The sequence below is a fragment of the Elusimicrobiota bacterium genome (assembly GCA_016722575.1).
Taxonomy (GTDB): Bacteria; Elusimicrobiota; Elusimicrobia; order FEN-1173; family FEN-1173; genus JADKIY01.
Window position 1 is genome coordinate 966795 of the sequence record JADKIY010000002.1, and the last position, 25859, is coordinate 992653.

The 25859-nt window shown below is 63.8% G+C and carries 30 protein-coding genes; 2 read left to right on the plus strand and 28 right to left on the minus strand.

The annotated features are described in order from the left end of the window. Nucleotides 1-21: 21 nt before the first annotated feature. From IPP68_08055 to IPP68_08150, 20 genes are all read right to left on the minus strand, one after another. On the minus strand, nucleotides 22-408 hold the full coding sequence (locus IPP68_08055; GenBank protein ID MBL0350312.1) for a response regulator transcription factor: 387 nt from the start codon (nucleotides 406-408) through the stop codon (nucleotides 22-24). A 93-nt stretch (nucleotides 409-501) separates the two neighbouring features. Continuing rightward, entirely contained in the window at nucleotides 502-957 is a 456-nt protein-coding gene (locus IPP68_08060; GenBank protein MBL0350313.1) for a F0F1 ATP synthase subunit epsilon, read from the minus strand. A 3-nt stretch (nucleotides 958-960) separates the two neighbouring features. Further along, nucleotides 961-1698, minus strand: a complete 738-nt coding sequence (locus IPP68_08065; protein MBL0350314.1) for a hypothetical protein — start codon at nucleotides 1696-1698, stop codon at nucleotides 961-963. A gap of 22 nt (nucleotides 1699-1720) precedes the next feature. Next, nucleotides 1721-3145 carry a F0F1 ATP synthase subunit beta gene (gene atpD, locus IPP68_08070; GenBank protein ID MBL0350315.1) on the minus strand — a complete coding sequence of 475 codons (1425 nt, stop codon included), beginning with the start codon at nucleotides 3143-3145 and terminating at the stop codon, nucleotides 1721-1723. Between the two features lie 15 nt (nucleotides 3146-3160). After that, nucleotides 3161-3835, minus strand: coding sequence for a hypothetical protein (locus IPP68_08075; GenBank protein MBL0350316.1), 675 nt, complete (start codon nucleotides 3833-3835; stop codon nucleotides 3161-3163). Then, on the minus strand, nucleotides 3832-4233 hold the full coding sequence (locus tag IPP68_08080) for a hypothetical protein (protein MBL0350317.1): 402 nt from the start codon (nucleotides 4231-4233) through the stop codon (nucleotides 3832-3834). Before IPP68_08080 ends, IPP68_08075 begins: the two co-directional genes overlap by 4 nt. After that, nucleotides 4202-4432, minus strand: coding sequence for a hypothetical protein (locus IPP68_08085; GenBank protein ID MBL0350318.1), 231 nt, complete (start codon nucleotides 4430-4432; stop codon nucleotides 4202-4204). Before IPP68_08085 ends, IPP68_08080 begins: the two co-directional genes overlap by 32 nt. A gap of 8 nt (nucleotides 4433-4440) precedes the next feature. Beyond that, complete coding sequence (gene atpG / locus IPP68_08090; GenBank protein MBL0350319.1) at nucleotides 4441-5334, minus strand: ATP synthase F1 subunit gamma; 894 nt, start codon at nucleotides 5332-5334, stop codon at nucleotides 4441-4443. Nucleotides 5335-5343: 9 nt separating this feature from the next. Beyond that, nucleotides 5344-6858 (minus strand): F0F1 ATP synthase subunit alpha, encoded by a 1515-nt coding sequence (locus IPP68_08095; GenBank protein MBL0350320.1) that lies wholly within the window; start codon nucleotides 6856-6858, stop codon nucleotides 5344-5346. A 10-nt stretch (nucleotides 6859-6868) separates the two neighbouring features. Further along, nucleotides 6869-7420, minus strand: coding sequence for an ATP synthase F1 subunit delta (atpH, locus tag IPP68_08100; protein ID MBL0350321.1), 552 nt, complete (start codon nucleotides 7418-7420; stop codon nucleotides 6869-6871). Then, nucleotides 7420-7923 (minus strand): F0F1 ATP synthase subunit B, encoded by a 504-nt coding sequence (gene atpF, locus IPP68_08105; GenBank protein MBL0350322.1) that lies wholly within the window; start codon nucleotides 7921-7923, stop codon nucleotides 7420-7422. The genes atpH and atpF overlap by 1 nt, the downstream gene beginning before the upstream one ends. 22 nt (nucleotides 7924-7945) lie before the next feature. After that, on the minus strand, nucleotides 7946-8251 hold the full coding sequence (locus IPP68_08110) for an ATP synthase F0 subunit C (protein ID MBL0350323.1): 306 nt from the start codon (nucleotides 8249-8251) through the stop codon (nucleotides 7946-7948). A 33-nt stretch (nucleotides 8252-8284) separates the two neighbouring features. Then, nucleotides 8285-9037 (minus strand): F0F1 ATP synthase subunit A, encoded by a 753-nt coding sequence (gene atpB / locus IPP68_08115; GenBank protein ID MBL0350324.1) that lies wholly within the window; start codon nucleotides 9035-9037, stop codon nucleotides 8285-8287. After that, a complete protein-coding gene (locus IPP68_08120) occupies nucleotides 9037-9303 on the minus strand; it encodes a hypothetical protein (GenBank protein MBL0350325.1) in 267 nt (88 codons plus the stop codon). The genes atpB and IPP68_08120 overlap by 1 nt, the downstream gene beginning before the upstream one ends. Nucleotides 9304-9306: 3 nt before the next feature. Next, on the minus strand, nucleotides 9307-9516 hold the full coding sequence (locus IPP68_08125) for an AtpZ/AtpI family protein (protein MBL0350326.1): 210 nt from the start codon (nucleotides 9514-9516) through the stop codon (nucleotides 9307-9309). A 458-nt stretch (nucleotides 9517-9974) separates the two neighbouring features. Then, nucleotides 9975-10607, minus strand: a complete 633-nt coding sequence (locus IPP68_08130) for a hypothetical protein (GenBank protein MBL0350327.1) — start codon at nucleotides 10605-10607, stop codon at nucleotides 9975-9977. 32 nt (nucleotides 10608-10639) lie between these two features. Next, on the minus strand, nucleotides 10640-10864 hold the full coding sequence (locus tag IPP68_08135; GenBank protein ID MBL0350328.1) for a cold-shock protein: 225 nt from the start codon (nucleotides 10862-10864) through the stop codon (nucleotides 10640-10642). A gap of 52 nt (nucleotides 10865-10916) precedes the next feature. Then, entirely contained in the window at nucleotides 10917-11789 is an 873-nt protein-coding gene (gene folD / locus IPP68_08140; GenBank protein ID MBL0350329.1) for a bifunctional methylenetetrahydrofolate dehydrogenase/methenyltetrahydrofolate cyclohydrolase FolD, read from the minus strand. Beyond that, on the minus strand, nucleotides 11786-12280 hold the full coding sequence (locus IPP68_08145; GenBank protein ID MBL0350330.1) for a ribonuclease H-like domain-containing protein: 495 nt from the start codon (nucleotides 12278-12280) through the stop codon (nucleotides 11786-11788). Before IPP68_08145 ends, folD begins: the two co-directional genes overlap by 4 nt. 9 nt (nucleotides 12281-12289) lie before the next feature. Continuing rightward, a complete protein-coding gene (locus IPP68_08150) occupies nucleotides 12290-13174 on the minus strand; it encodes a hypothetical protein (protein MBL0350331.1) in 885 nt (294 codons plus the stop codon). A gap of 170 nt (nucleotides 13175-13344) precedes the next feature. On the opposite strand from IPP68_08150, the gene typA reads away from it, so the two are divergent. Together typA and IPP68_08160 are read left to right on the plus strand one after the other, a co-directional pair. Then, nucleotides 13345-15204 (plus strand): translational GTPase TypA, encoded by a 1860-nt coding sequence (gene typA, locus IPP68_08155; GenBank protein MBL0350332.1) that lies wholly within the window; start codon nucleotides 13345-13347, stop codon nucleotides 15202-15204. 5 nt (nucleotides 15205-15209) lie between these two features. Then, nucleotides 15210-16424 carry a trans-2-enoyl-CoA reductase family protein gene (locus tag IPP68_08160; protein ID MBL0350333.1) on the plus strand — a complete coding sequence of 405 codons (1215 nt, stop codon included), beginning with the start codon at nucleotides 15210-15212 and terminating at the stop codon, nucleotides 16422-16424. A gap of 18 nt (nucleotides 16425-16442) precedes the next feature. On the opposite strand, the gene IPP68_08165 is transcribed toward IPP68_08160, so the two are convergent. The 8 genes from IPP68_08165 to IPP68_08200 all read right to left on the minus strand — a co-directional run bounded on the left by IPP68_08165 (nucleotide 16443) and on the right by IPP68_08200 (nucleotide 25782). Then, complete coding sequence (locus tag IPP68_08165; GenBank protein MBL0350334.1) at nucleotides 16443-18554, minus strand: hypothetical protein; 2112 nt, start codon at nucleotides 18552-18554, stop codon at nucleotides 16443-16445. A gap of 75 nt (nucleotides 18555-18629) precedes the next feature. After that, a complete protein-coding gene (locus IPP68_08170; GenBank protein MBL0350335.1) occupies nucleotides 18630-19607 on the minus strand; it encodes a glycosyltransferase family 2 protein in 978 nt (325 codons plus the stop codon). Then, a complete protein-coding gene (locus tag IPP68_08175; protein ID MBL0350336.1) occupies nucleotides 19592-21706 on the minus strand; it encodes a glycosyltransferase family 39 protein in 2115 nt (704 codons plus the stop codon). Before IPP68_08175 ends, IPP68_08170 begins: the two co-directional genes overlap by 16 nt. Beyond that, the gene (rlmB, locus tag IPP68_08180; GenBank protein ID MBL0350337.1) at nucleotides 21703-22437 is read right to left on the minus strand and encodes a 23S rRNA (guanosine(2251)-2'-O)-methyltransferase RlmB; all 735 of its coding nucleotides are present in this window, start codon (nucleotides 22435-22437) and stop codon (nucleotides 21703-21705) included. The genes IPP68_08175 and rlmB overlap by 4 nt, the downstream gene beginning before the upstream one ends. Continuing rightward, on the minus strand, nucleotides 22419-23843 hold the full coding sequence (locus tag IPP68_08185; GenBank protein ID MBL0350338.1) for a cysteine--tRNA ligase: 1425 nt from the start codon (nucleotides 23841-23843) through the stop codon (nucleotides 22419-22421). Before IPP68_08185 ends, rlmB begins: the two co-directional genes overlap by 19 nt. Next, complete coding sequence (locus IPP68_08190) at nucleotides 23840-24343, minus strand: 2-C-methyl-D-erythritol 2,4-cyclodiphosphate synthase (protein MBL0350339.1); 504 nt, start codon at nucleotides 24341-24343, stop codon at nucleotides 23840-23842. The genes IPP68_08185 and IPP68_08190 overlap by 4 nt, the downstream gene beginning before the upstream one ends. Nucleotides 24344-24348: 5 nt before the next feature. Beyond that, the gene (gene ispD, locus IPP68_08195; GenBank protein MBL0350340.1) at nucleotides 24349-25041 is read right to left on the minus strand and encodes a 2-C-methyl-D-erythritol 4-phosphate cytidylyltransferase; all 693 of its coding nucleotides are present in this window, start codon (nucleotides 25039-25041) and stop codon (nucleotides 24349-24351) included. Nucleotides 25042-25047: 6 nt separating this feature from the next. Further along, nucleotides 25048-25782, minus strand: coding sequence for a TRAM domain-containing protein (locus IPP68_08200; GenBank protein ID MBL0350341.1), 735 nt, complete (start codon nucleotides 25780-25782; stop codon nucleotides 25048-25050). Between the last annotated feature and the right edge of the window lie 77 nt (nucleotides 25783-25859).

The window sequence follows — 25859 nt, forward strand, 5'->3', positions numbered from 1 at the left end:
GCCTTTTTAGGTGGGGGAAATTTAGCGGGGGCGCTCGGACGTCAATCGGCGGAGGCTGTCCACGACCCCCTCCAAAACCCGGGGCTTTTGAATAAAACGGTCTTTCTCCCCCGTCAACAGCTCAATGGGTACGCCGCCGCCGGACAGGACCAACACGGGGATCCGGCTTGTCTGGGGCCGGCTTTGAAGCTGGCGAATCACCTCGCGCCCATCCAATCCCGGAGCTTCCAAATCCAATGCAATGACATCCGGTCGCCATTCGAAGGCCCGGAGGGCCGCCTGCCCTCGATCGCTTTCCACCCGGACGTCAAACCCCACCCCTTGGCAAGCCCCCGCCAACCGGGCGGCCTCCTCCAGGTCGTTCTCGATGACGAGAATTTTCTTTTGGACGACGTCGGTCTTTTCCATGGATTTAGAATACAAAGGAGGAGACGGAGATGGGATTAACAGTAAGTAACAAACAAGTAACAGATTGAGCCCAAAAGAGCTCGAATCACCAATTTATTGGGCGGGGGGCGTGTTGGGAGGAGATCCGCGCTGAAATCCGCGTCGCGCGGCCAATTCCTGAGCCCTGAGACGGGCCAAGGCCCGCTCCAAAGCCGCGACGGCTTGGGCGTCTAACTTCTCGGCCGGGGTGGACTTGATTTTGGCCCGGGCGCGTTCGGCCGCCTGTCGGGCCCGTTCCGCGTCAATTTCGTCGGCCATTTCGGCGGTCTCCGCAAAAACGGACACCCGGCCGCCGTGAACCTCCACGAAACCGCCGGACACCGCCAAAAGCTTTGTTTCCGCGCCGTCCCGCATGACCACGGTGCCCGGGGTCAGCTCGGCCAGCAGGGGCGCGTGGCCGGGCAGTATGCCCAACTGCCCCTCAAAGGCCGGCAGGACCAGGGAGTCCACTTCCCCCTCCCAGGTGGGCCGCTCGGGCGTGACGATGCTGACGGAAATGCGGGAGACCATAATTCAGCGCTTGGCCGGCACGCTCTCTTTCAACTGCTTTTCCACTTCGGCCCGGTGTTTGGCCATCTCGGCTTCCACCTGTTTTTGCAGGTCGGCGGGCAGCATGCCCTGGCCCGGCAAACGCGGCGCGTCGCCCTGGCGGTAGGCGCCCGGCATCATTTCGCCGCCGTTCATTAGGCGGGTTCGAACGGCGCGGAAAACCATGGCCGCAACTTGAAGCGCCAAAGAAATCACCAACACCCCCACCCAAACGATGAGGGCTTTCTTGAGGGACACCCCGTGCACTTCCACGGTGGCCACGATCAACAGGAAAAAACCGTAGATCATGACGGCGAGAAACAGGAAGGGGACCAGACGCGACACGGCGCTCAAGGCGCTGAGGGGCGTCAGCAACGCCCAACACCGGAACGCCGTGCGGAAAGGGTGGGGAGATCCCATCAAGTGCCAAATCACGAAAAAGATCGCCGAGAGGAAAAAACCAACCCCCAACGTCAGGGGCGGACCGAACACCAGCCACATCAATCGTCCGCCCACCGAAAGCGAAGTCGCCCCGGGGACGAACCCCACGGCGAATCCGATCGCACCGGCCATCAATTGCCAGAAGATCGCGTAGTAAATCGGCGTCGCGTAGCCCCCGTCCGTCGACACCTCCCGGAAAAATTGCCAGGGGTGCCGCGCCATCTGGCCCGCCCACTGAAAAAAGGACGCGGGGGTTAAGCGTTGACCAATCGTTCGTTCCATGGATCCTCCTCGAAGGCCCGGGCTACTGGGTCAGGCCTTTGGCCTTTTCCGCCGCTTCTTCAATGCCGCCGACCATAAAAAACGCCTGTTCCGGCAAGTGGTCCCACTTGCCGTCCACCAATTCGCGGAACCCTCGGATGGTGTCTTTGAGAGTCACGTAGCGGCCGGGAATGCCGGTGAACTGCTCGGCCACGTGGAAGGGCTGGGACAGGAATTTTTGGATCTTCCGGGCTCGGCCCACCAACAATTTGTCCTCTTCCGACAATTCGTCGATGCCCAAAATCGCGATGATGTCCTGCAAGTCCCGGTAGCGCTGCAACACGCGCTGCACGGCCCGGGCCGTGTCGTAGTGTTCCTGGCCGACGATCTTGGGGTCCAGAATGCGGCTGGTGGAATCCAGCGGGTCCACGGCGGGGTAGATGCCGAGTTCCGCGATTTGTCGGGAAAGAACGGTGGTGGCGTCCAAGTGGGCGAAGGCCGTGGCCGGCGCCGGGTCGGTCAAGTCGTCGGCGGGCACGTAGATGGCCTGGACGGAGGTGACGGACCCTTTCTTGGTGGAGGTGATGCGCTCCTGGAGTTCCCCCATTTCCGTCGACAGGGTGGGCTGGTAACCCACGGCCGAGGGCATCCGACCCAGGAGGGCAGACACTTCGGACCCGGCCTGGGTAAAACGGAAAATGTTGTCGATGAAGAGCAGCACGTCCTGACCCGCTTTGTCGCGGAAATATTCGGCCTGGGTCAAAGCGGTCAAGGCCACCCGGAGTCGGGACCCGGGGGGTTCGTTCATTTGACCGTAAACCAGAACGGTTTTGGACAACACGCTTTCCCCGCCGGAGAGCTTGGACTGCTGCATTTCCAACCAGAGATCGTTCCCTTCGCGGGTTCGTTCGCCCACGCCGCCGAAAACGGAGACGCCGCCGTGCTGCTTGGCCACGTTGTTGATGAGCTCCATGATGACGACGGTTTTTCCCACACCGGCGCCGCCGAAGAGGCCCACTTTGCCGCCCTTCATGTAGGGCTCGAGAAGATCGATGACCTTGATGCCCGTTTCGAAGATTTGGGGGGTGGTTTCTTGGTCCGTGAAGGCCGGGGTGGGGCGGTGAATGGGGAATTTTTCCTTGGCCTCGATGGGGCCGCGGTAGTCCTTGGGTTCCCCCAGCACGTCCATGAGGCGTCCGAGGCACGCCGGGCCCACGGGCACCAAAATGGGGGCGCCGGAGTCCACGGCCGCCATGCCGCGCCGGAGGCCGTCGGTGGGGCCCAGGGTGACGGCGCGCACGGTGTTGTCGCCCAAATGCTGGGCCACTTCGGCGGTCAAAACGCGGGGTTCCCCGCCGGCCGCTTCCACGTCGATTTTAACGGCGTTGTGAATCGCCGGCAGTTGGCCCGCGGGGAACTCCATGTCCACCACCGGACCGATGACTTGTACGACTTTTCCCGTACTCATGAGGCGCTCCTCTTGTTATTGAAAATGATACCGGGCCGATAGGCCGACGACGGCCTCGGCGCCCAGCTCCACCGACGCCGTCAAGGTCCAAGCGTCGTTGGGGGAGTAACCGATCCCGCCGAACCCGCCGAAACGTTGATCGGTGTCGAACTTCGTGACCACGTTGGAAAGTTCAAATCGCAGGTCGGGGCGCACGAAACTCACCCCGCCGAAAAGATCCACGTGCTCCACCAGCGGAACCGTCGCGCCCCCCGCCAGGGACAACTCCAACCAATTCAAGTTGTCCCGGCTGGATTTGGCGCCCTGGAAAAAGTCGACCCCGGCCACAAACCCCAGGCGCACCGGGCCGATGGGTTCCGGCGGCGACCAGTGAAGCCCGCCCCCCAGTCCCCACAGGTCGGGATTGAAGGAGGAGTTCTCCAAATTGATGCGGCCGGTGAAGGGGACGCCCCGGGCGAAAAGCTCAAATCCCTGGCCCAACCCCCGGGCGTATTGAACCGTGAAGCGGTGGGCGTCCAGTTGCACGTCCGGGCCGTTGGTTCCTTTGACCCGAATGTCCCGGTCGCCGGTGTCGTAGATGAATTCGATCGAATGTTCGTCCCGCCCGTTGGCCCGGCCGATTTGCCCGAACCACGCCGCCTGGGCGGTGGTTCCCGCCAACACCGTTGCCATCAAAATCCATTTTTTCATCTTCGTCGGCCCCCTTTGTTGAACGACACGGTTTCGTTCCGGTCGTCAAAACATACCTTAAATCGGTCGAACACGCCCTTGCGGCCCAACAAATTGAAGGCGCCGCCCAACGCGCTGCAAAATCCCACTTCCACGGGGACCACGGTCCGGTCCAGCCGCAGCTTCAACGTGCGGGTGAAGACGGGAATGCGACGGTCCCCCGCCACGACGATGTAAAACTTGGGGCATTTCCGCAGATCCACCCCGAGGCGGCTCGCCTCGTAGGTGTGGAGGATGGTGAAACTGGCCCCCGAATCCACGTAGACCCACAGGTTGTGCCACCGGCCCCGCCCCCAAAACTCGACCGGGATGACGGGGGCCTTGCCCTCACGAAAGACGGAATAGTCGAAGCGGATCAAGCGCCGGTCCCCGGCCCAACGACGGAACGCGCACCACCGACGCCGGAAGACCCGGCCGGCGCGCCGCTTTCCGTTCCACCGACTCGGGGCGGGCGCCCACCGCCACCACCCTCTCGTCGGCCACGGCCACGTAACGGCCTCCGTACAGGTCCACCAGTTTGCCGAAGTTCTTTGAAATCCAGCGGTCGTTTTTGTTCATGGCGTCCCCTAGTTCAACGCTTCCGCGCCGCCCACCAATTCTGAAATTTCCTTGGTGATGGCCGCTTGGCGGATTTTGTTGGCCGTGAGCGTCAGCCCGGCGATCAATTCTTTCGCGTTTTTGGACGCGTTTTCCATGGCGGTCATGCGGGCGCCCATTTCGGACGCGTAGGATTCCAGGAGGGCCCGGAAAATCTGAGCTTTAAGCACCCGGGGAAAGAGGGACTCCAGAAGGCGCGACCGCTCCGGCTCATAGATGAAAGGCGCCTCCCAGCGGGTCGCCATGGGCCGCGCCGGCGGTGCCAGGGGGAGAAGCGGCGATACGACCACGTTTTGCTGAATGGCGGATTTGAATTCCGTGTAGAGGAGAGTCACGTCCGCCGCGCCCCCCTCCGTGAAAAACTTAATGAGGTCCTGGCCGATGACTTCCGCCGTGGCGTAACCCAATTGGCTGAACACCCCGACGTACTCTCCCCCCAGGGCCACGCCGACCCGGCGGAAATAATCCCGGCCCTTTCGGCCCACGCAAAAAAGGCGCACCTCCCGCCCGTCGTTGTTTCGCAAAAACTCCAAGGTTTTCTTGATCAAATTCGTGTTGAAGGCGCCGCAAAGCCCCCGGTCCGCCGAGATCAACAAAACCCCCCGGGGTCCGGCGGGGGCGCCCTTTAAGAGCGGGTGCGTCAATTCGTCGGCCGTGAGCACGCCGTCCTGATTCACGTCGGCCACCTGCCACAGGACGTCGGCCAGCATCCCCGCCATCTTGTTGGCGAAGGGACGGGCTCCCAGGATGCGGGCCTGCCCCCGGCGCAGACGGGCCGCGGCCACCATCTTCATGGCCTTGGTGATCTGCTGCGTCGACTTGACGCTTTTGACCTTGCGCCGGAGCTCCCGGAGGGACGCCATGGGAAATCGTTAAACCTTGAACCGCGCCTTAAATTCCCCGACGGCGGCGGACAGCTTGGCCTTGAGGTCGTCGTCCAGGGTTTTCTTGTCGGCCAGGGTCTTCAACAGGTCGGCCCGGTCTTTTTCCAGCCAATTCAAAAGATCGGCCTCGAAACGGCGCAGGGTTTCCACGGGCAGATCGTCCAGGAACCCGTTGGTGGCGGCGAAAATGAGGGCCACCTGGCGCGGCACCGACTGGGGCTGGTATTGGTCCTGTTTCAGGATTTCGACGATGCGCTGCCCCCGGGCCAGTTGGGCCTGGGACGCCTTGTCGAGGTCCGAGCCGAACTGGGCGAAAGCCGCCAGCTCGTTGTATTGGGCCAAGTCCAAACGGAGCTTGCCGGCCACCTGCTTCATGGCCTTCATCTGGGCGCTTCCGCCCACGCGACTGACGGATAGACCCACGTTGACCGCGGGTCGCACGCCGGAGAAGAACAGGTTCGACTCCAGGTAAATCTGTCCGTCGGTGATGGAAATCACGTTCGTCGGAATGTAGGCCGAGACGTCGCCGGCCTGGGTTTCGATGACGGGCAGGGCCGTGAGGGACCCGCCGCCGTTTTTGTCCGACAATTTGCAGGCCCGCTCCAACAGCCGGGAGTGCAGATAGAAGACGTCGCCGGGGAACGCCTCGCGTCCCGGCGGACGGCGCAGGAGAAGGGACAATTGCCGGTAGGCGACGGCGTGCTTGGACAGATCGTCGTAGACGCAGAGCACGGCGCGGCCGTTCCACATGAACTCCTCGCCGATGGCGCATCCGGCGTAGGGGGCGATGAACTGCAGGGGCGCCGCTTCCGACGCCGAGGCGCTCACGACGATGGAATAGTCCATGGCGCCCAAATCCGTGAGTTTTTGCACCACCTGGGCCACGGTGGATTGCTTTTGCCCAATGGCCACGTAAATGCAGACGGGGCGGTTGGGATCGTTCTTTTGGTTTACGATGGTGTCGATGGCGATGGCGGTTTTGCCGGTCTGCCGGTCGCCGATGATGAGCTCCCGCTGGCCCCGGCCGATGGGGATCATGGCGTCGATGGCCTTGATGCCGGTCTGAAGCGGCTCCCGCACGGGCTGCCGCTCCACGACGCCGGGGGCCACGACTTCGATGGGCCGGGCTTTTTTCGTGTTGAGCGGACCCTTGCCGTCGATGGGCTGGCCGAGGGCGTTGACCACGCGACCGATCAGGGCCTCGCCCACGGGCACTTCCATGATGCGCCCCGTGCGCTCCACCGTGTCGCCTTCTTTGATTTTTTCCGATTCGCCCAGCAGCACCGCGCCGACGCTTTCCCGTTCCAGGTTTAAAACGATGCCGACCACGCCGTGGGGGAACTTCAACATCTCGCCGGCCAGGGCGTTGGCCAGGCCCCAGACGCGGGCGATGCCGTCGCCCACCTGGAGGACGGTGCCGACCTCTTTCATTTCCGCCGTGAGCTGGAAGCCTTCGAGGCGTTCTTTCAAAACGCGGGTGATTTCTTCGGGTTGGATTGCCATGGGTTTTCCTTTAATTCGTGGCCGAACTGAGCCACGCGTCTTTCAATCGGGCCAATTGCGCGGCCACGCTGCCGTCCCAGAGACGGTCGCCCACCTGGACGACCAAACCGCCCAGGAGCGCGGGGTCCGTGCGGGGGTGGAGCGCCACCTCGCCGAAAATCTTGGACAGCGATTTCTTAAGCGCCGCGGTTTGCTCGGCGGTGAGCGGCTGGGCCGTGCCGACCGACACCGCGACCACGCCCCGGGCTTCGTCCGCCAAGGCGTTGAAGCGGCGGGCGATGTCCGCCAGGGCGTCCAACCGTTTTTTTTCCATCAGGAGGTCCAACAACCGCCCCGTGAGGGCCGTCGGTTTTCCCAAGGCCCGGGCCAACAGCTCGCCTTTGACGGCGGGCGCCACCCGGGGGTGCTGCAGGGCCGCGGCCCATTCGGGCACCGCCGCCGCGACCTCGAGCCACCGGGCCAGATCGACGCGCACCGCGTCGACGGCTTTTCCGCTTTGGGCGGCCTCGAAGAGGGCCCGGGCGTAACGGTCGATGACGGCGCGGTCGGCGGCCTTGAGCATTATTTCCCCGCGGACCCTTCCATGTCGCCCAGGGCTTCCTTGAGCAACCGGTCCTGGGCGGACTTGTCCAACCCCTGGCGGAGAATTTTTTCCGCCGCGCGGAGGGACATTTCGGCCACTTCCGTGCGGATCTCGCGCAGGAGCCGGCGCTCCTCGTCGGCCATTTTCTTCCGGGCGGCGTCGAGCAGGCGCTCGTTCTCCGTCTGGGCGGCGCGAAGGATTTCGTCTTTGGCGCGGCGGCCGGCGGCTTCCGCCTCGGCCAGGATGTCCCGGGCCTTCGCGTCCATCCGCGCGATCTGCGCCTCGTAGTCCTGGCGCAATTTTTCCGCTTCGGCCTTGGACCGTTCGGCCGCCTGGATGTTGTTTTTGATGGATTCTTCCCGGGCCCGGAGAGCCTCCAAAATAGGCTTCCAGGCGAACCGGGCCAGGACCCCGACCAACAACAGGAAGGTCAGGGCCGTCCAGACCATCAGCCCCGTGTGGGGCGTGAAGAGTTGCTCCACGGACGTTGTCCTGGGGCGGCGCTTATTTCACCGTGTCGTGGTGCGCGGCGGGTTCCGCGGCGGCGCCCGGCAGCGGGATGGCCTTCAAACCGAGGTTCAAGGCGATGACGTAGGCCACGCCCAACCCGACGATGCCCAAGCCTTCGATCAAGAAGATGAAGAGCTGCATGTTGCCCTTGATCGCGTTGGCCGCTTCCGGTTGACGGGCGGTGCCTTCGACGGCGGCGCTGACCACTTTTGCGATGGCGCCCGCCGCGCCCAAGACCACCAACCCCGCGCCCAAACCGGCCGAGATGTAACCCAGACCCAAGAAGAATTGCTCAGACATGATTTCCGCTCCTTTGATGGTTTAAAAAGTAAATCAGTGTTCGGGGTGCAACGCCCCGCCGACAAAAATCGCCGTCAACATCGTAAAGACGTAGGCCTGCACCAGCGCGACGATCAATTCCAGCAGGTAAAGCCCCAGCGTGAGGCCGACCAAGACCGGCGAGACCGCCAGACCCGCCGCGACGCTGCCCTGCCCGAAGAGCAGGATGAGCCCCAGGAACAAGAGGATCACCAAGTGGCCGGCCGTCATGTTGGCGAACAACCGGATGCAGAGGGCGAGGGTTTTGGTGAGGTAACCGACGAATTCGAGCACGAAGACGGCCGGGGCCAGAACCCAGGGCACGCCGTGGGGAATCAAGTTGCCGAAATGGTGGAAGAACCCGTGTTCCCGAATGCCGGAGAAGTGGATCAAAAAGAACGTGAGGAGGCTCAGGGACGCCGTCACGGAAATATTGCCCGTGGCGGAGGCGCCGAAAGGCACGAGACCCAGCAGATTCATCAGCAGAATGAAAACGAAGAGCGTGAGGAAGTAGGGCATGAACCGCCAGCCGCTGGGCCCCATGGCCGGCTCGACGATGTCCTTCCAAAGAAACTCGACCAGGGCTTCGGCCATGGACCGCAGCCCCCGCGCGACGGCGCCCCGGCCTCGGGCCGCCGGCACGAAGATCCCAATCGACAGGGCGGCGGCGAAGATCATCATGAACATGTGTTTGGTGTAGACGAAGGCGCCCCACCGCGCCAAGGGCGCGTCGGCCAAGTGATGAACGATGAGGGAGGAAAAATCCATTATTGTTTTTTAAGAGTGACCCACGCTTGTCCAATGGTTTGAAGCACCGCGGCGGCCAGAATGAAGACCACCACGTCGCCGGGCCGCCGGTTCGCCGTCCACAGAAATTGGGCGGTCCCGAAGAGAATGACAAACCGCAAGGAAAAACACGAAAGTTGGACCAAAACTTCACGGCCGGGGAAGCGGCGCCCCAGACGTCCCGCCGCCCAAGTCAACCCGACGTTGACGGCCGCCACCGCCGCGGCGCTCCAAAGGGCCTGGCCCACGGCTTAACGGAACGCCCGGGCCAACTGATAAAAACCCACGACGGCGCCGCCGAAAAAACCGCCCAGGGTACCGAAGGGCGTCCACCCCCGTCGGAGATCCAACCAATGGCCCAGGGCCAAGCCCAGCAAAATCGTGAGGGCGAATTGAAAGCCGTGAAACAGGCCGGCCACCGTTTTTGGGGGCGGTTCGGATCCCGGCGGCGGTGTTTTCAACAAACCTCCACGGGCGAGCGCGCCACGTTTGAACCCACGATGGTGATCGGATGAGACGGAGAGACCCACGACGTCGGGCGAATGTTAGCAAAGGCTCCGGGGAGTGTCAAACCGGCCCGCCGCTGGACCGACGTAACAGAATTGAAAAAAAAATTTCCTCGCAAAAGTGCGTAGTTTTTATTGTAACGGGCATGTTAAAATTCCGCCAATGGGCAGCCCCGCCGCGTCACAGGATCGCCGTTCGGAAGACCGACGGCAAACCGATCGACGGTCGCGGCGCCGTCGTCTCCAGAAAATGGGCGGCGGAAAAGAACGACGGGAAGGCGCCGATCGGCGCGCGGCGAACCGGCGTCAGGGATTGCGCCGCGCCTCCGACACGTTTGCGGAGCGAAAACGAAAATTTGCCGCTTGGGAACGGTTTCCCCGGGTAGTGGCCGCCCCGGACCTGGGGGCGGCCCTCAATTTTTCCACCGACGCCGGTTCCGGAAAACCTGCCAGCGGAGAAGCGCCCGCTCCCGGAGCGCCGGCCCCAACAAAACCAAATAGCTGAGCACCGCCGCGGCGATCGCCAGCCGGGTCGTCGGCCCCATCGTCCCAAAATCCCACGCCAGCCAAACCCAGGTCAAGTATCCCAGGTATTTGACCTTCACGGGCAAAACAAAAAACAACAGCAATTCCATGTCGGGGAAAAGCGCCGTAAAAGCGAGAAATAGGCTCGCGTTCAAATAGGCGTTGGGCACGGGTTCCGGGGAGGGATAAAACCCCACCGCCGCGGTGGCCAGGGAACCGACCAGGTAATAAACGGTGAACCGGAAGGTGCCCCAGGCCCGTTCCAGGGCGTTGGCGTAAAGAAAAACCAAATAGAGCCAAAACGCCATGAACAACGGGTTCATCGGGGGCGGCACGAAAAGAAACGTGACCAGGCGCCAGTACTCCCCCGCGGCCAACGCGGGGGACGACAACCGCAAAAAAGCGGTCAGCCCCGGCTGGACCAGATCGAACAGGAAGACCAGGGCGTTGGAGGAAACAATAATGAGAGGAAGGCCTTCGATCCCCGCGAAGGCTCTCCAGCGCGACGAAAGGCGCGGCATGGGTCGGTTCCCGGCGGATCGCCGGGCGGCGGTCAGGCGGCCGGCGCGGGCTTGGCCTCGGGCTTCACGTTCGCCGCGGCCGGGCCCTTGGACCCTTGGGTGACTTCGAACTCAACGGCTTGACCGTCCACCAGGACTTTGTCTTTCCCCTTGGCTTGGATGGCCGAATGATGCACGAACACTTCCGCGCTGCCGTCCTCCGGGACGATGAACCCGTAGCCTTTCACGCGGTTGTACCACTTGACTTTACCTTTCATGGAACCTCTCCTCTCTCCAGGGAACTCTCCGAAGAAAAATTCGTTCCCGAAATCAGCGGGCCGCGCGCTCCGCGGCCAAAACCGTGTTCCAGAGCAACAGGGCCACCGTCATGGGGCCCACGCCGCCCGGCACCGGCGTCAACGCGCCCGCGTGGTCCCGGGCCGCGGCGAAATCCACGTCGCCGAAAAGCCCCGCGGCGGTACGGTTCATGCCGACGTCCACCACCACGGCGCCCGGCTTCACCCAATCGCCTTTGATCATCCGGTCCTGCCCGATGGCGGCGATCAAAATATCCGCCGAGCGGCACACTTCGGGCAAATTGGCGGTGCGGGAATGGGCCATCGTCACCGTGGCGTCCGCGGCCAAGAGCATCAAGGCGATGGGCTTGCCCACCAAGGTGGAGCGGCCCACCACGACGGCGCGTTTCCCGGCGACGGACACGTCGTTTTGGCGGAGCAACTCCATGACGCCCGCCGGCGTGCAGGGGAGCGGAATGCCCGAGGCCAGCACGTCCTTCCAGGATTTCAACTGGGCCCAGCGGCCCTGATTCGACGGGTGGAGTCCGTCCGCGTCTTTGGACGGATCCAAGGCCAGCAGCACCCGTTCGGCGTTCAGGCCTTTGGGCAGGGGCAATTGAACGATGATGCCGTGCACCCGGGGATCCCGGTTGAGTTTGTCCACCTGGGCCAGCAAATCGGTTTCGCTCACCGTCGATGGCAACGGCACGTGAATCGAGGCCATCCCGGCGGCCTCGCACTTCTTGATTTTTTGACCCACGTAAATATGGGACGCGGGGTCGTCCCCCACGAGCACCGTGGCCATCCCCGCGGGGAGGCCCCGGGCTTTGAGGGCCTGGGCTTTTTCCGTCACGCGCTCCAACACGCGCGCGGCGGCGGCTTTTCCATCCAAGAGTGTGGCGGTCACGATCGTCCTCCCGCGGCGGCGGGCGCGGGGAGAACCCCGAGCTTCCGCGCCAGCGCTTCCAGATTTTCAACGTCTTCCCGATTGTAGCGCAACAGCAAATCCAACGCGTCGGCGTCCCCGGTCCGGTGGGCGTGCCACAAACGAATCGCCGCCCAGCCGTCCACCCCTTCGGTGTCCCGGTGAATGCCCAGTCGTTGTTCCACTTTCTTGAGTCCACCGTACAGATTTTGGGCCCAACAGTCCAGCATTAAATCCCGGTGCCGAAACAGCCTCACCAAATCCGCTCCCAATTGATCCCGGACCAGGGGCAAATCAAACCGGGCCCCGTTGTAGGTCATGAGCAGCTCCACGTCGGTCAAATAATTCAGCAATTCCGTCCGCGAAAAATTCGGACGAATCCACTGCCGGTGCCCCCGATCGGGTCGGAAAACGCCCAGAACCGTGAGCGCGTGGCGCTCGTCGGTCTCAACGTCCAGATAGGCGCGGATCACGGCGCTCTCTTAATGGGTGACCCACAACTTCACCCGGGGTTTCAGCAATTCAAAATCCACCCGGCGGGCGGCCTTGGCCGCGGGAGGCTCGCCGTCCGACTGGGGCCACAGGGGCGATTCGGACTCGATCGTGAGGCGGGAGGCGGTGATCTTGGTCACTTTGTCGTCGAACAACGGCGCGCCCATGCGCCCCCGCGCCAAACGCAGAGCCAGGCGGATTTTGGAACGGGCCGGCACCAAATAGAAACGCAGGACGCCGTCCTCGGGCGACAGATCCTTTTCGAAATGAAGCCCGCCGGAGAAATAGGGCCCCAGGGCGGCCAATCCGAAGTAAGCCCGGGCGCTCAAATGACCGTCGCCCCACCGCACGGTGACGGCGAGAGGTTTGAACGATCGAAGCACCCGCCAGGGGGTGTCCTTACGCTTAAAGGAACTCCGCGGCCGACCGAAACCGGCGTTGTTGATGAAAATTTCCGTTCCGTCCGGATGAGCCGCGTCGGCCTGGGCGCGCCAGGACATTTGGCCGAGGCTCAAAGAGGCCAGCCGGCCCTGGGGCGATTGGGTTTCCCATCGCCCCCAGCATTCCCAGGAAAGGCCCAACCGGCGCGCGAGGTCGTTGCAGGTGCCCATGGGGACCAAGCCCAATTCCATTTTGCCCAAGGCGTCCCGGTCCCGAAGGCCCCGGACGACCCGGTGGAACGTCCCGTCGCCGCCCCAAACCACCAACCGGGTGACGCCCGTTTTGACCGCCCAATCCAACAACGTTTCCGTGTGGTGGGGGTGTTGGCGCGCCACCAACGCCCAGGGGGCCATGCCGCGCGTGACTTTGGTCACGAGCTTCACCCGGGGCAAATTGCGCAGGGACGGGTTCATCAAATGGAAGACGTTGGCCATGGGTGGAAGATAATTAAACGAAAAAACAAGGACTTGTGGTATAATATGACCTCGTTGTTCGGAGTTTACCCTCCCCCTTTTCCCCTCATCGAAGCACAGGGTTGAAGCGGTCCACGCATCGGACCCCGGGGTCGGATTTTGCCTATATGGAAACCACACTTATGGAAAAAATGGAAACCGTCACACCGAAGGACACCGGCGCGCCTCGACGCCCCGACGTGCGAAACATCGCCATCATCGCCCACGTCGACCACGGGAAAACGACCTTGGTGGACGCGCTGTTCCGTCAGACGGGCGAGTTCAAGGTGAAGGCCGACCAGGCCCAGGAATGCCTCATGGACTCCAACCCCCAGGAGCGGGAGCGGGGCATCACGATTTTGGCCAAGTGCACCTCCGTGCAATACGGCGAAACCCGCATCAACATCGTGGACACGCCCGGCCACGCGGATTTCGGATCGGAAGTCGAACGCATTTTGACCATGGTGGACGGGGTGCTGCTCTTGATCGACGCCCTGGACGGCCCCATGCCCCAAACCCGGTTCGTGCTCCGGAAGTCCCTGGAACTCGGCCTTCGACCCGTGGTGGTCATCAATAAAGTCGACCGCCCCTTCGCCGATCCGGCCAAAGCCCTGAACAACACCTTTGATCTTTTCGTCGACCTGGGCGCCTCCGAAGATCAGTTGGATTTCCCCATCGTCTACGCCTCGGGGAAAAACGGCTGGGCCACCCTGGATCTAAAACACCCCACCACGGACCTCAAGCCCCTGTTCGAAACCATTCTCCGGCACGTGCCGGGGCCCGTGGCCGACCCCAACAGCCCCCTGCAGATGCTGACCACCATGGTGGATTACAGTTCTTACGTGGGGCGCATCGCCATCGGCCGGATTCTGGCCGGGACGGTGTCCCGCAACCAGCCCGTGATGTTGATGAAAAACGACGGCCGCGCCCTTCCCATGCGGGCCACCCGGATCTACGGCTTTTTCGGCCTGGAACGCCGGGAAATCGAAAAAGCCTACGCGGGCGACATCGTGGCCATCGCCGGCATGGAAGAAGCCCGGGTGGGCGACACGGTGGCCGACGCGGAAAACCCCGTGGCGCTTCCCCCCATGATGATCGACGAACCCACGCTTTCCATCGAATTCATGGTGAACGACAGCCCCTTCTCGGGCCGGGACGGCAAGTTTCTCACCTCGCGCCACCTGCGCGAGCGATTGGAACAGGAAGTCAAAACCAACGTCGGCCTCCGCGTCGAAGAACTGACGCAAAACACCTTTAAAGTGTCCGGCCGGGGCGAACTGCACTTGTCGGTCTTGATTGAAACCATGCGGCGGGAAGGCTTCGAACTCGCCGTGTCCCGGCCCCAGGTTATTTTGAAAACCGAGAACGGCAAGACCCTGGAACCCGCGGAATATCTGGTGGTGGACATTGAGCAATCCTACCAGGGCGCGGTCATGGAGAATCTGGGCAAGCGCGGATTGGACATCAAAAACATGCACGCCGAAGGCGGGGGCACGCGCCTGCGCATCGAAGGCGTCATCGCCGCCCGGGCGCTCATCGGCTTCAAATCCGAATTCCTGGCCCAGACCAAGGGCACGGGCTTGATGCACCACAGTTTTCACGGCTACATTCCGCGATCCAACGTCGTGACCCGGCGCCTGGCCGGCGTGTTGATCGCCAAAGAAACCGGGTTGGGCACGTCCTACGCCCTGGAAAGCCTTCAGGCGCGGTCCGTGCTGTTCGTCGCCCCGGGCACCGACATCTACGCCGGCATGATCGTGGGCCAGAACGCCCGGGAAAACGACATGGTCGTCAATCCCTGCAAAAAGAAGGCCCTCACGAACATGCGCGCCGCGGGGTCCGACGATTTGATCCAGCTGATCCCCCCGCGGATCTTCAGCTTGGAACAGGCCATGGCGTACATCGAAGAGGACGAATTGGCTGAAATCACGCCCAAAAACATCCGCCTTCGGAAAAAAGAGCTGGACCACAGCCGTCGGCGAAAAACCGAGAAGGAAGAAGAGGAAGGCTAAGACCCATGATCATCGAGCCCCAATCCAAGGGCTTCATCTGCCTCACGGCGCACCCCGCGGGCTGCGCGAAAAACGTCGCGCTTCAAATCGAGCACGTGTCCCGGGGCGGCCGCTTGGCGGGCCCGAAAAACGTGCTGGTCATCGGCGCCTCCACGGGGTACGGATTGGCCAGCCGGATCGCCGCGGCCTTCGGCTACGGGGCCAACACCCTCGGGGTGTTCTTCGAAAAGCCGGCCGAGGGGAAGCGCACCGCGACGCCGGGGTGGTACAACACCGCCGCTTTTGAAACCGCCGCCCACGCCGCGGGGCTCAAGGCCGTGAGCTTGAACGGCGACGCCTTTTCGGACGAGCTAAAAGCGCAGACCGTCGCGGCCCTTAAAAAAGATTTCGGCCCCGTGGACCTCGTGATCTACAGCCTGGCCTCTCCCCGACGAACGCACCCCCGGGAAGGCGTCGTCTTCACCTCGGCCCTCAAACCCATCGGCCGGGCCTACACCTCCAAAACCGTCAATTTCCAAAACGGCCAAATGTCCGAAGTCACCCTGGATCCCGCCACCGTGGCGGACATTGAAAACACCGTCCACGTCATGGGCGGCGAAGACTGGGCCTTTTGGATCGACGCCCTTCAACACGGGGGCGTCCTGGCCCGGGGCGCCGTCACGGTCGCCTACTCCTACGCGGGCCCCGAGATCACCGCCCCCATTTACCGCCAAGGGACCATCGGACGGGCCAAGGAACACCTGGAATTGACGGCCCACCGGCTGGAAGAACGGCTGGGCTTGATCGGCGGCCGCGCGGTGGTCTCGGTCAACAAAGCCCTGGTCACCCAGGCCAGCGCCGCCATTCCGGCCATGCCGCTTTACATTTCGCTGTTGTTCCGGGTGATGAAAAACAAGGGCCTGCACGAAGGCTGCATCGAGCAAATGCGCCGGCTGTTCACGGAACATCTCTACGCCGCGGACCCGCCGCCCACCGACGAAGTCGAGCGCATCCGGGTGGACGATTGGGAAATGCGGGCCGACGTCCAGGCCGAGGTCGCGGCCCTCTGGGAAAAAGCCGCGGCGGACAACGTGGAACAACTGGCGGATTTGGCGGGTTACCGGGAAGATTTCTTTAAGTTGTTCGGCTTCGGTTTTCCGGGCGTGGATTACGGGGCGGACGCGGACCCGAACGTGGCGATCCCGTCCCTGGGCGCGGCGGCCCCGTCCGCCGATTCCTGATTTCGGTTCGGAACGAAGTTAAAATTCGAGACGCCGGTCCCCCCGAACGGCGTTTTTTTTCGCCGGTTTGGCCGGGGGGGGGCTCTTGGCCGGTGGTTTGGACGCCGGCCGCGCCCGCAAATTGGACCCCACGGCGGCCCGCCGCTTGGGGTGGGCGATGATCGTGATCCGGGTTCTCTTGGTGTTGCTGGCCGTGGTGGCCCGCCGCACGTCCTCGCCCACCGAGTCCAAGGCGTCGTCCGCGGCGGAAAGATCCACGTTCAACAGCTTGTAGTAGGTCTTCAATTCCTGCAACCGTTCCTGTTTCTTCGCCGCCGGCAAGCCCGAGGAGGCGACCTCGGCGATTTTGGCGTTGAACATCTTCTGGTCGTGCTCGTGCGCTTTTTTTAAATCCAACTGCTTGTCCAAATTGGCCTGAAGATCCGACAAGTCCGCTTCGCTGCCCTTGTAGGTCTTGTACAACCCCTGCAGATAGAGCAAGTCGGGTTCGTAAAACACCTTGGCCACCCCGAATTTAAAATGTTCCGCCAATTCGCGGTTGAGGGACGCCTGGTCCGCCGTTCGAACGGGGTTCCAGCCCAACACCCATTGAACGGCGATCCAGTAGGCGAAGTGCCCGGCCGCCAGAACCCCGACCAAAGCCGGCCAACGGACTTTGATCGTGTAAAGGCGAAGCAGAAAAGGGAACGCCACAACGCCCACGGCCAAGGCCACGGCGAACTGAAGAGCCGACACCTGGAACAAGGCGCCGGTTTTGTGCAGGCCCTTCTCCGCGCGGAGGATCAACGAGGAGAAAAAAACGGCGCCGAAGGCCGCCGAAACGCAAACCGCGACCAGGCACTCCCGAAACACTTTTTTCCGCCAATCCGATAAAATCGCCAACGCGGTGAGGTGCCCCGGCGAATAGGACAACGTTTCCCGGGCGAGATCGGCGGCTTTTTTCCAGTCGCCGGTCCCGAGAGCCTCCTCCGCCGCCACGGCGACGGAATTGCTGAGGGACGACAGGGGGTCTTTCTCGGCGATGATCTCCGGGCGGCCCGCCGCCATCCAAAAAGAAAATTCCTGCCCGGCGCAGTAACCGCTCACGCGAACGACGCTGCCTTCGGCCACCTCCAAACGGTATTTCACGGCGCGGGTGTTCGACGACAACCGCGCCCGAAGTTTCTCCGACAATTGCTGCAACGTGGCCCGGCCGTGGACCCCCGCTTCCAAATTTTGGACTTGTTTTTCAAAGGGCTCGTCCGCCGAGACCGCAATTTCCCCCACGGGCTGGACGGTGGGGGCCGCCAGCTCCATGGCTTCCCGGGGGCCGGGCACCGCCAGCCCCTTGACGGAAACCTGAAACGGTTTGAAATCGGCTTGGAAAGCCAATCCCACCACGATTTTCTTGTCGCCCAGGCACGTCGGACAGGCCATTTTTCCCTGGCCGTTGCATTTTTTGCAGGGCCCTTTCCCCCCCCCGTTGCAGACCGCGCAAGGCACCTTGCCCTCTTTGCAGTGGGTGCAGGGGAATTTGCCCGTGCCGCTGCACGCGTCGCACCGGGCCGCCCGGGTCACGCCCTGGACGCCGCCCGCCGTCATTCGGCCTTCGCCCCCGCAGCGGATGCAGGTGACTTTTTCCAGCCCTTTGCAATACAAGCAGGATTGGGTGCCGGAGCCCAGGCAGTTTTGACAGGCCTCCTCCCCTTTGCCGAAACATTGCTTGCATCCCGTTTCGCCCCGCTGAAAACAATCGTTGCATTCTCGTACCTGCAACGTGTTCGGAACGAAGTAGGTGTTTTCGTAGGCCGAAAAATCCGGGCGCGGTTCGGTCGAAAATTGCCAGAGGTCGTTGGTGTCCTTGGGGGGCGCCGGCGGGAGCACGTTTTCCGCCGGCCGGTCTTTTTCGGGCACCTGCCGGAGGGCCTTGGTCACGTTTTCGGGTTTGGGCCCGCGGGATTCCAACAGGACCTGAAGGGTGAAGGTGTAGAGGGGAATCTTCTCGCCCACCGTGATGTGCAGGTTGGAATCCACTTGTTGGCGAGTTTGGGCGTTGCGGGCCCGAAGATACGCCAGCAATGTTTCTTTAAAGGGGGCGAGATCTTCGGGCGACAATTCCTGGGGCGACGACGTGGTCAACTGAAGCGGCACGAGAACTCCTCCATCGATGTTCCGGGGGCGACCCCGATCGGTTCCCCCCAAGTGTAGGGGGAGTTCCGCCCCGGGTCAAGACCGGGGCGCGGCGTCTGTCGAATCCTCGCCGAACCCCACGGCGCGTCGCACGAGGAAGAGGGGACGTCCCTTGGCTTCGTCCAGCACCCGGGCGAGATATTCCCCGAGGATTCCCAATGCCAAAAACTGCGCCCCGCCCAATAAAAGGACGACGGCGATCAAGGAGGTCCACCCCTGAACCGTCCGGTGCGCGACGAATTTAACGTAAAACGCCCAGCCCAGGAGGACCGCGCTTCCGCCCGAGGCGGCGAACCCCGCCACCGTCACCAACCGGAGCGGGAAATGGGAAAACGACGTCACGCCGTCGACCGCGAACCGGATCATTTTCCACAGCGTGAATTTGGTCTCTCCGGCGGCCCGGGCCGGGCGGTCGAAGGGAACCCCCTCCTGCCGGAACCCGACCCAGCTCACCAAACCCCGGAAGTAGCGATGGCGCTCGGGCAAAGCGTTCAAGGCGTCCACCACCCGTCGATCCAATAGGCGAAAATCCCCCGCGTCCGCCGGGAGAGGCACCCCGGCGATTAAACCCAGTCCCCGGTAAAAAAGCCGCGCGGTCCATCGCTTGAAAAAGGAATCGCCCGGACGGTCGCGGCGCACGGCGTACACCACCTCGACGCCGGCGCGCCAACGCTCGACCATCCGCGGCAATAGGGCGGGCGGGTCTTGAAGATCGGCGTCCATAAAAACGCACGCCCGGCCGGTGGCCCGCGACAGTCCCGCGGCCAGCGCGCTCTGGTGGCCGAAATTTCGCGAAAGTTCCACAATCCGCACCCGGCCATCGGCCGCCCGCAAGGCGTCCAGCCGGGCGGCGGTTCCATCAACGCTCCCGTCGTTGACGTAAACGATTTCGGTCGCGATGCCCAGGCCGTTCAGCGCCTCGGCCAGGGCCCGATGAAACACATCGACGACCCGTTCTTCGTTAAACACCGGAACAATCACCGACAATTCCGCTGACGTCATGGAGCCCCCCATTCCAAATAGCCTCCGCCCGATTCGTCGGCGGGGACGGTGCGCAACGCGGGAAACCGAACGCGGACCGGCAACCGTCCCCCGGGCGTCAGAGCCAAACGGCGCCGACGCCAGGGCCCCAGGGCCAAAACGGGGAGACGAACCCCGGCCAATTCCAGGCGTTCCACCCGGGCCTCCAGGGCCGGACCCGGGACCGACGTCGCCTCCACCGCCGCCCGAAGGTGAAGCGGAACCCCCCAACAGCGCCCGCTCACTTCGACGCGGTTGTCGGCCAAAAATCGAACCCGGGCGTCGCGCAGGACCGGTGCCTGGGACGCCAGAAGGCGCTCCGCGTCGGCCGCGGACCAACGCGCGGACACCAATTCCAATCGGCGAAGGTCCAGGAGGCGCGGCTGCCCCGCGTCGTCCCGCGCCAAAACAAGGCCGTCCAAAAGCAATTGAACCCCGCCGATGGACCACGCCCCGACGGTCAGGCGGTCCGTGGACAAACGGCACATGGTTTGGCCGGGATAACGCAGACTGGGCTCCAGGGACCCCTGGAACCCTTCCAGAGAAATGCCGTCGGCCAGCGTGGGAAGGATTCCGGCCAGGCCCGACGGGCCTTCCAGGAAAACGCTTTGGGTCGACCGTTGAAACAAAACCGCCGACGCGCCCTCCGACAGAGGCCAGCGACCCGTTTCGTTGAAACCCCGGCGAAACCAACCGACGGGGTTGAGGACTTCGTCCCGGGCGACCTCCCAGGGTTCCCGCTTTCCCACCGCCGGGGCGGTGGCGGTTTTCACAAGGAGAAATTCGGCGAATTGGCCCAGCCGGTCCAGGCGGGTCTGTATTTCAATCCGATTGGTTAAGCCGCGCTCCTCCAGGAGCCACGCCAGGGAGCGTTCGTTCAAGAGGGCGTCGCGGGCGACCAAGGTTAAAACCGGGGGCGTATCGCCGGACGGCAAACGTTCCCGCAGGCGGTCCACGATGGAATCCAGGGCCGAGGCCTCCGGGGAAGCGCGAAGAGGGGACGCCGGTCCCCACGTTGTCCACGCGGTGGCGGACAGGGCGCCCGCCGCCAAAACGGCGGGGACGTGAAAGGGCAGCGCCGCGGCGGCCACCGGAAGCACCAGCGCCACCGGAACGAGAACGCGCGCCTCCCGGAAAGGGCACACGACGGCCGCGCCCAGACCGGTCAAAAGCCACGCCAGGGGCCGGCCCGCAAATCGACGTTTTCGAAAAAGAGCCCAGGCCAAACCGGCCCCGCCGGCGAGGAACCACGCGAAGGCGCCGGGCCAAAGGGAGGGCGATAGGAACCAAACCGACGGGGAAATCCCGGACGCGCCCCCTTTCCGGAAAAAGGAAATCCCGGCGGGGATCAGGACGGTGGCGTTTAAAACATACCAAGGGCCGCCCACCGCCGCCGCCGCCAGAAAGCCCAGGAGAAGGCGCCGTTTGTTTTTTCGCTGGAGAAAAAACGTTCCGGCCGCCGCGGCCAGTATGGGAAAAACATATATTAAAAAAGTCCAGCGGACGAGGACCCCCACCCCGAGGGCGACTCCGAGAGCCACGGTGCGGCGAAAGCGGGAAAACCCGTCGCTCGCCACCCAAAGACCGTGCGCGTATACGACGGCGGCGGCCAGGGCCGCGTCCGGGGCCGGACGACGGGTCCCGATCAAAAAAAGCGGAAAGGTGGAGGCGAGGACGGCGGCCGCGAGACCCGCTTCCGTCCCCCCGACCGGAAAAGCGAATCGGTAGGCGCCGACGGAAAGGAAAACGATCGAGAGGAATCCAACGACGAACACGGCGGCGTCGGCGGCGTCCACCCCGAGCCATCGCCCGAGCGACAATCCGACCGACAGAAGGGCGGGCACCAACGGCGGGGAAAGCCACGACGCGCCCCCGGGGCGAGCTTCCAACCAATCGAACAGCCGGCCGGCCCGCAGATCGGTTTCCACCCGGCGGGCTTCCAACAAAAGGCCCGCGGCGCTTTCCTCGGGAAGACGGGTGTCCCACCGCAACCAGGACCAGAGGACCGCCGCTTGAATCCCCGCCAACAACACGGCGGCCAAAAAGAAAACCCCGCGTCGACGCGGGGCCGGCGCCGCCGGTGGAACGGTCACGCCCCGGCTCCCCGCCGACGATAAAGCTCGTACAGGAGGGCCGCCGAGGCGCAGGAGGCGTTCAGGGAAGGCACTTTGGCCTCCCCCGGGACGGCGATCAGATCGTCGCAGCGCTCGCGCACCAATCGGTGCAATCCGGTTCCTTCGGCTCCGATGACCAAAGCGACCGGTTGGGCGAAATCAAAGGTGGCGCAGGAACGGCCGGCGGCGTCGGCGCCGTACACCCAATACTCTTTTTTCTTGAGCTCCAGAATCGTCTGCCCGATGTTGGCGACCTGAACGAGGGGCACCAGGCCCGCGGCGCCCGCCGAAGCCTTGTCCACGGCCCCCGTCATGCCGGCCGAGCGCCAGCGGGGAATCACCACCCCGCGCGCCCCGAAAAAAGCGGCGTTTCGAAGAATCGCTCCCAGGTTGTGGGGATCCGTCACGCCGTCCAACAACAACAGGGGCGAGGGCCGCCCCGCCGCGAACAAATCGTCCAGGGTTTTGTATTCGTGGGCGGAGACCCGGGCGGCCACCCCCTGGTGCACGGCCCCGGCGGTCAAACCGTCCAGGCGCTGCCGGTCCACCCATTGAAAAACGACCCGGGAATCCCGGGCGGCTTGAAGCACTTCCTCCAACCCCGAGGCGCCCCGGAGGATCCACAGCTTGTTCACCCGACCCGCCGTGAGCGCGGCGGCCACCGGGTGACGACCCCACACCAAATCCGACGTCAGTTCGTTTTCCACCAGCGAGGTCCCTGGGGCGTGTCTTCCACGACGATGCGCCGGCGCGCGAGCTCGTCGCGCAGGCGATCGGCTTCCGGCCAATTTTTGCTTTTGCGGGCGGCGGTTCGTTGGTTCACGAGGGCTTGAATGTCCCCGTCGGCTTCCCCCGCCGCCGCCGACAATTCGATCCCCAACACCTGTTCAAAGGCGTCCCGCAACAGGGCGACGCCCCGGCGGAGCCCCTCGGTGGAAAGGGCCTTCGGCGTCTCCAACCGCGTTTTCAGCTCGCCCAACAGGTCGTGCACCACCGCGAGGGCTCGGGGCGAATTAAAATTGTCGGCCAAGGCGTCGTTCAGCCGTTCGGGAAATTCCGCCAGGGTTTTTTCCAACGTTTTGCCGTTCTTGGGTTTGTCCGTCAGCGGGGTCTTGAGCCCCGCTTCCAGCCGCCGGAAATCTTCGTCGATTTCGGCCAGGCGTTCCGCCGCCTGCTTCAATAAATCGTCGGAAAACTCCAAGGGGCCCCGGTAGTGGTGGCTCAGCAGGAAAAAGCGGACAACCCGGGGAGCGTGAAGCTTGAAAATGTCCGTCAGGGTGAAAAAATTGCCGAGGGACTTGGACATTTTCTCTTTATGGACCGTGACGAACCCGTTGTGGATCCAGTAGCGGGCGAAGGTTTTTCCCGTGGCGCCTTCGGATTGGGCGATTTCGTTTTCGTGGTGCGGAAAAATCAAATCCTGTCCGCCGCCGTGAATGTCGAAGGTTTCCGTTTGGAGATTGGCCAGGCTCATGACGGAGCATTCGATGTGCCATCCCGGGCGCCCAGGCCCCCAGGGAGAGGGCCACGACGGTTCCCCGGGTTTGGCCGCCTTCCAGAGGGCGAAATCCAGGGGATCGTCCTTCCGGGCGTCCACCTCGACCCGCGCCCCCGACAAAAGATCGTCCGGCGAGCGTTTGGCCAGCCGGCCGTAGGCGGGAAATTTCCGGACGGCGTAGTAAACGTCGCCGTCCCGGGGGTAGGCCAGGCCCTTGGCGACCAGCCGCTCGATGAAAGCGACGATGGCCGGAACGTGCGTGGTCACCCGGGGGTAAATCGCGGCCCGTTGAACCCGGAGGCGGTCCATTTTGTCGAAGTAGTCGGCGATGTATCGCTCCGCCAGAGCCTCGGGCGTCTCGCCCCGCTCGGCGGCGCGGCGGATGATCTTGTCGTCCACGTCGGTAAAATTCTGGACGTGGGTCACGGCGTAGCCCAAGCGCTCGAGGCAACGGCGGACAAAATCGAAAGTGACGTAGCAACGGGCGTGGCCCAGGTGGCACTCGTCGTAGGGCGTGACGCCGCAGACGTACAGGGAAACCCGCCCCGGCGTCAGCGGCTCGAAATTTTCCTCGCGGCCCGTGAGGGTGTTGTGGAAGCGGAGCGGACGGGGAGTCACGGGCGGGACCGGGGGGCCAAGGCGACGACCGCCAGGGCCGCCAACCCCTCCCGGCGGCCGACAAAGCCCATCCCCTCGTTGGTCTTGGCTTTGACGTTCACGCGGGACGGCGGCACGCCCAGGGCCCGGGCCAGACGGGCGCGGATGCGATTTTTGTAGGGACCCAAACGGGGCGTTTCGGCGAGCAGCGTGGCGTCAACGTTCACGACGTGGTGGGAACGGACGGTGCGCCGGCGGGCGTCCGCCAGCAACTTCAAACTGTCGGCGTTCTTGAAGCGCGGGTCCCGGTCCGAATACCACGTTCCGATGTCGCCCCGGCCGGCGGCGCCGATCAAGGCGTCGATCACGGCGTGGGTCAGGACGTCCGCGTCGGAGTGTCCGTCCAACCCGCGGTCGTGGGGAATGCGCACGCCGCCCAGGATCAGCGGCCGGCCTTTTTTGAAACGGTGGCTGTCGTAGCCGAATCCCACGGCGGTCGGGACCGCGGACCGGGCCGGCACGGGACTCACCGGTCCTTCCGGGCGATCAAGACCCGGCGGCAAAGATCGAAATCCTCGGGCAACGTCACTTTGAAATTATCGGCCGACCCCAAAACGATTTCCACCGGGCGCCCCGCCCGCTCCACGGCTTGAACGTCGTCGGTCAGGGGGCCGGTCACCTCAAAAAACGCGCGGGTTTCGGCGCGGCGAAATCCCTGGGGGGTTTGGGCCAGCCAGAGGCCCGTGCGGGGCACCGTGCGACGCACGGACCAGCGCCCGGCGCGTTGAACGCCCTCTTTGATCGTGTCCGGCACCGGCCAGGCGGCCAACGCGGCCCCGGTGCGGCGCGCGGCGCGGATGACGCGGTCGATCACGGGGCGCGTGACCAGGGCCCGGGCCGCGTCGTGAACCAAAACGAGGTCGCAGGGGCCCGGCAGCGCCCGGAGACCGGCCCGAACGGAATCCGCCCGTTCGGCGCCGCCCGGCACGACCGCGATCACTTTTTTGAACCCGGCGCGGCGAAGATAGCGGTCGGTCCAGAGCCGGCGGTCCTGGGGGACCACCATCACGATGGCGGTCACCGCCGGGGTACGCTCCAGGGCCCGGAGCGGCCAATGAAACAGCGGCCGCCCGTTCAGGGAGCGAAATTGCTTGGGCGGACCGCCGCCGCCGAAGCGGCGACCGCGGCCCGCGGCCACGAGGACCGCGCCAACCGGCATGGGGCTTTACAGATCCGGGTGGGCCGGCGTGGCCGGCCGTTCCGCGGCGGCGGCCGGCTCGGCGTGGCCCCGGGACATTTTGGTGAAAATCATCCGCCCGGCGGAGGTTTGAAGAATGGACGTCACCGTGGCGTGAACCTTTTGCCCGATGGCGCGACGGCCTTCCTCCACGACCACCATGGTCCCGTCGTCCAAATAGGCGACGCCCTGGTCCCGTTCCTTGCCTTCTTTGAGCACGAAGACGTTCATGACTTCGCCGGGGAGCACCACGGGCTTCAAGGCGTTGGCCAGATCGTTGACGTTCAACACCGTGACGCCCTGGAGGCTCGCGATTTTGTTGAGGTTGAAGTCCGTCGTCAACACCTTGGCGCCCAGGTCTTTGGCCAGGGCCACCAACTTGGAATCGGCTTCCTTGATGTCGGGATAATCTTTATCAAAAATGCGGACCGGCACCTCCGGGTTTTCCTGAAGCCGCGCGAGAATGTCCATGCCGCGCCGCCCCCGGGCCCGCTTGGCCCCGTCGGAGGAATCCGCCACCGCCTGAAGTTCCTGCAGAATGAAGCGCGGAACCACCAGCGTCCCGTAAATAAATTTCGTCTCGCAGATGTCGGCGATGCGGCCGTCGATGAGGACCGACGTGTCCACCAAGTGGGTGGCCAGCGCTTTTTTCTTCGCCCCTTTGACGATCAGATCCCGGTCCAACAGTTCCAATTCCGACCGTTTCCGAACGAACAACACCATGCCGAGATACGACAGCACCAAGTGGGAAATCAGGGACCCCTTCTGCGCGAAGGCGAACACCTTGTCGCTCCCCAGTT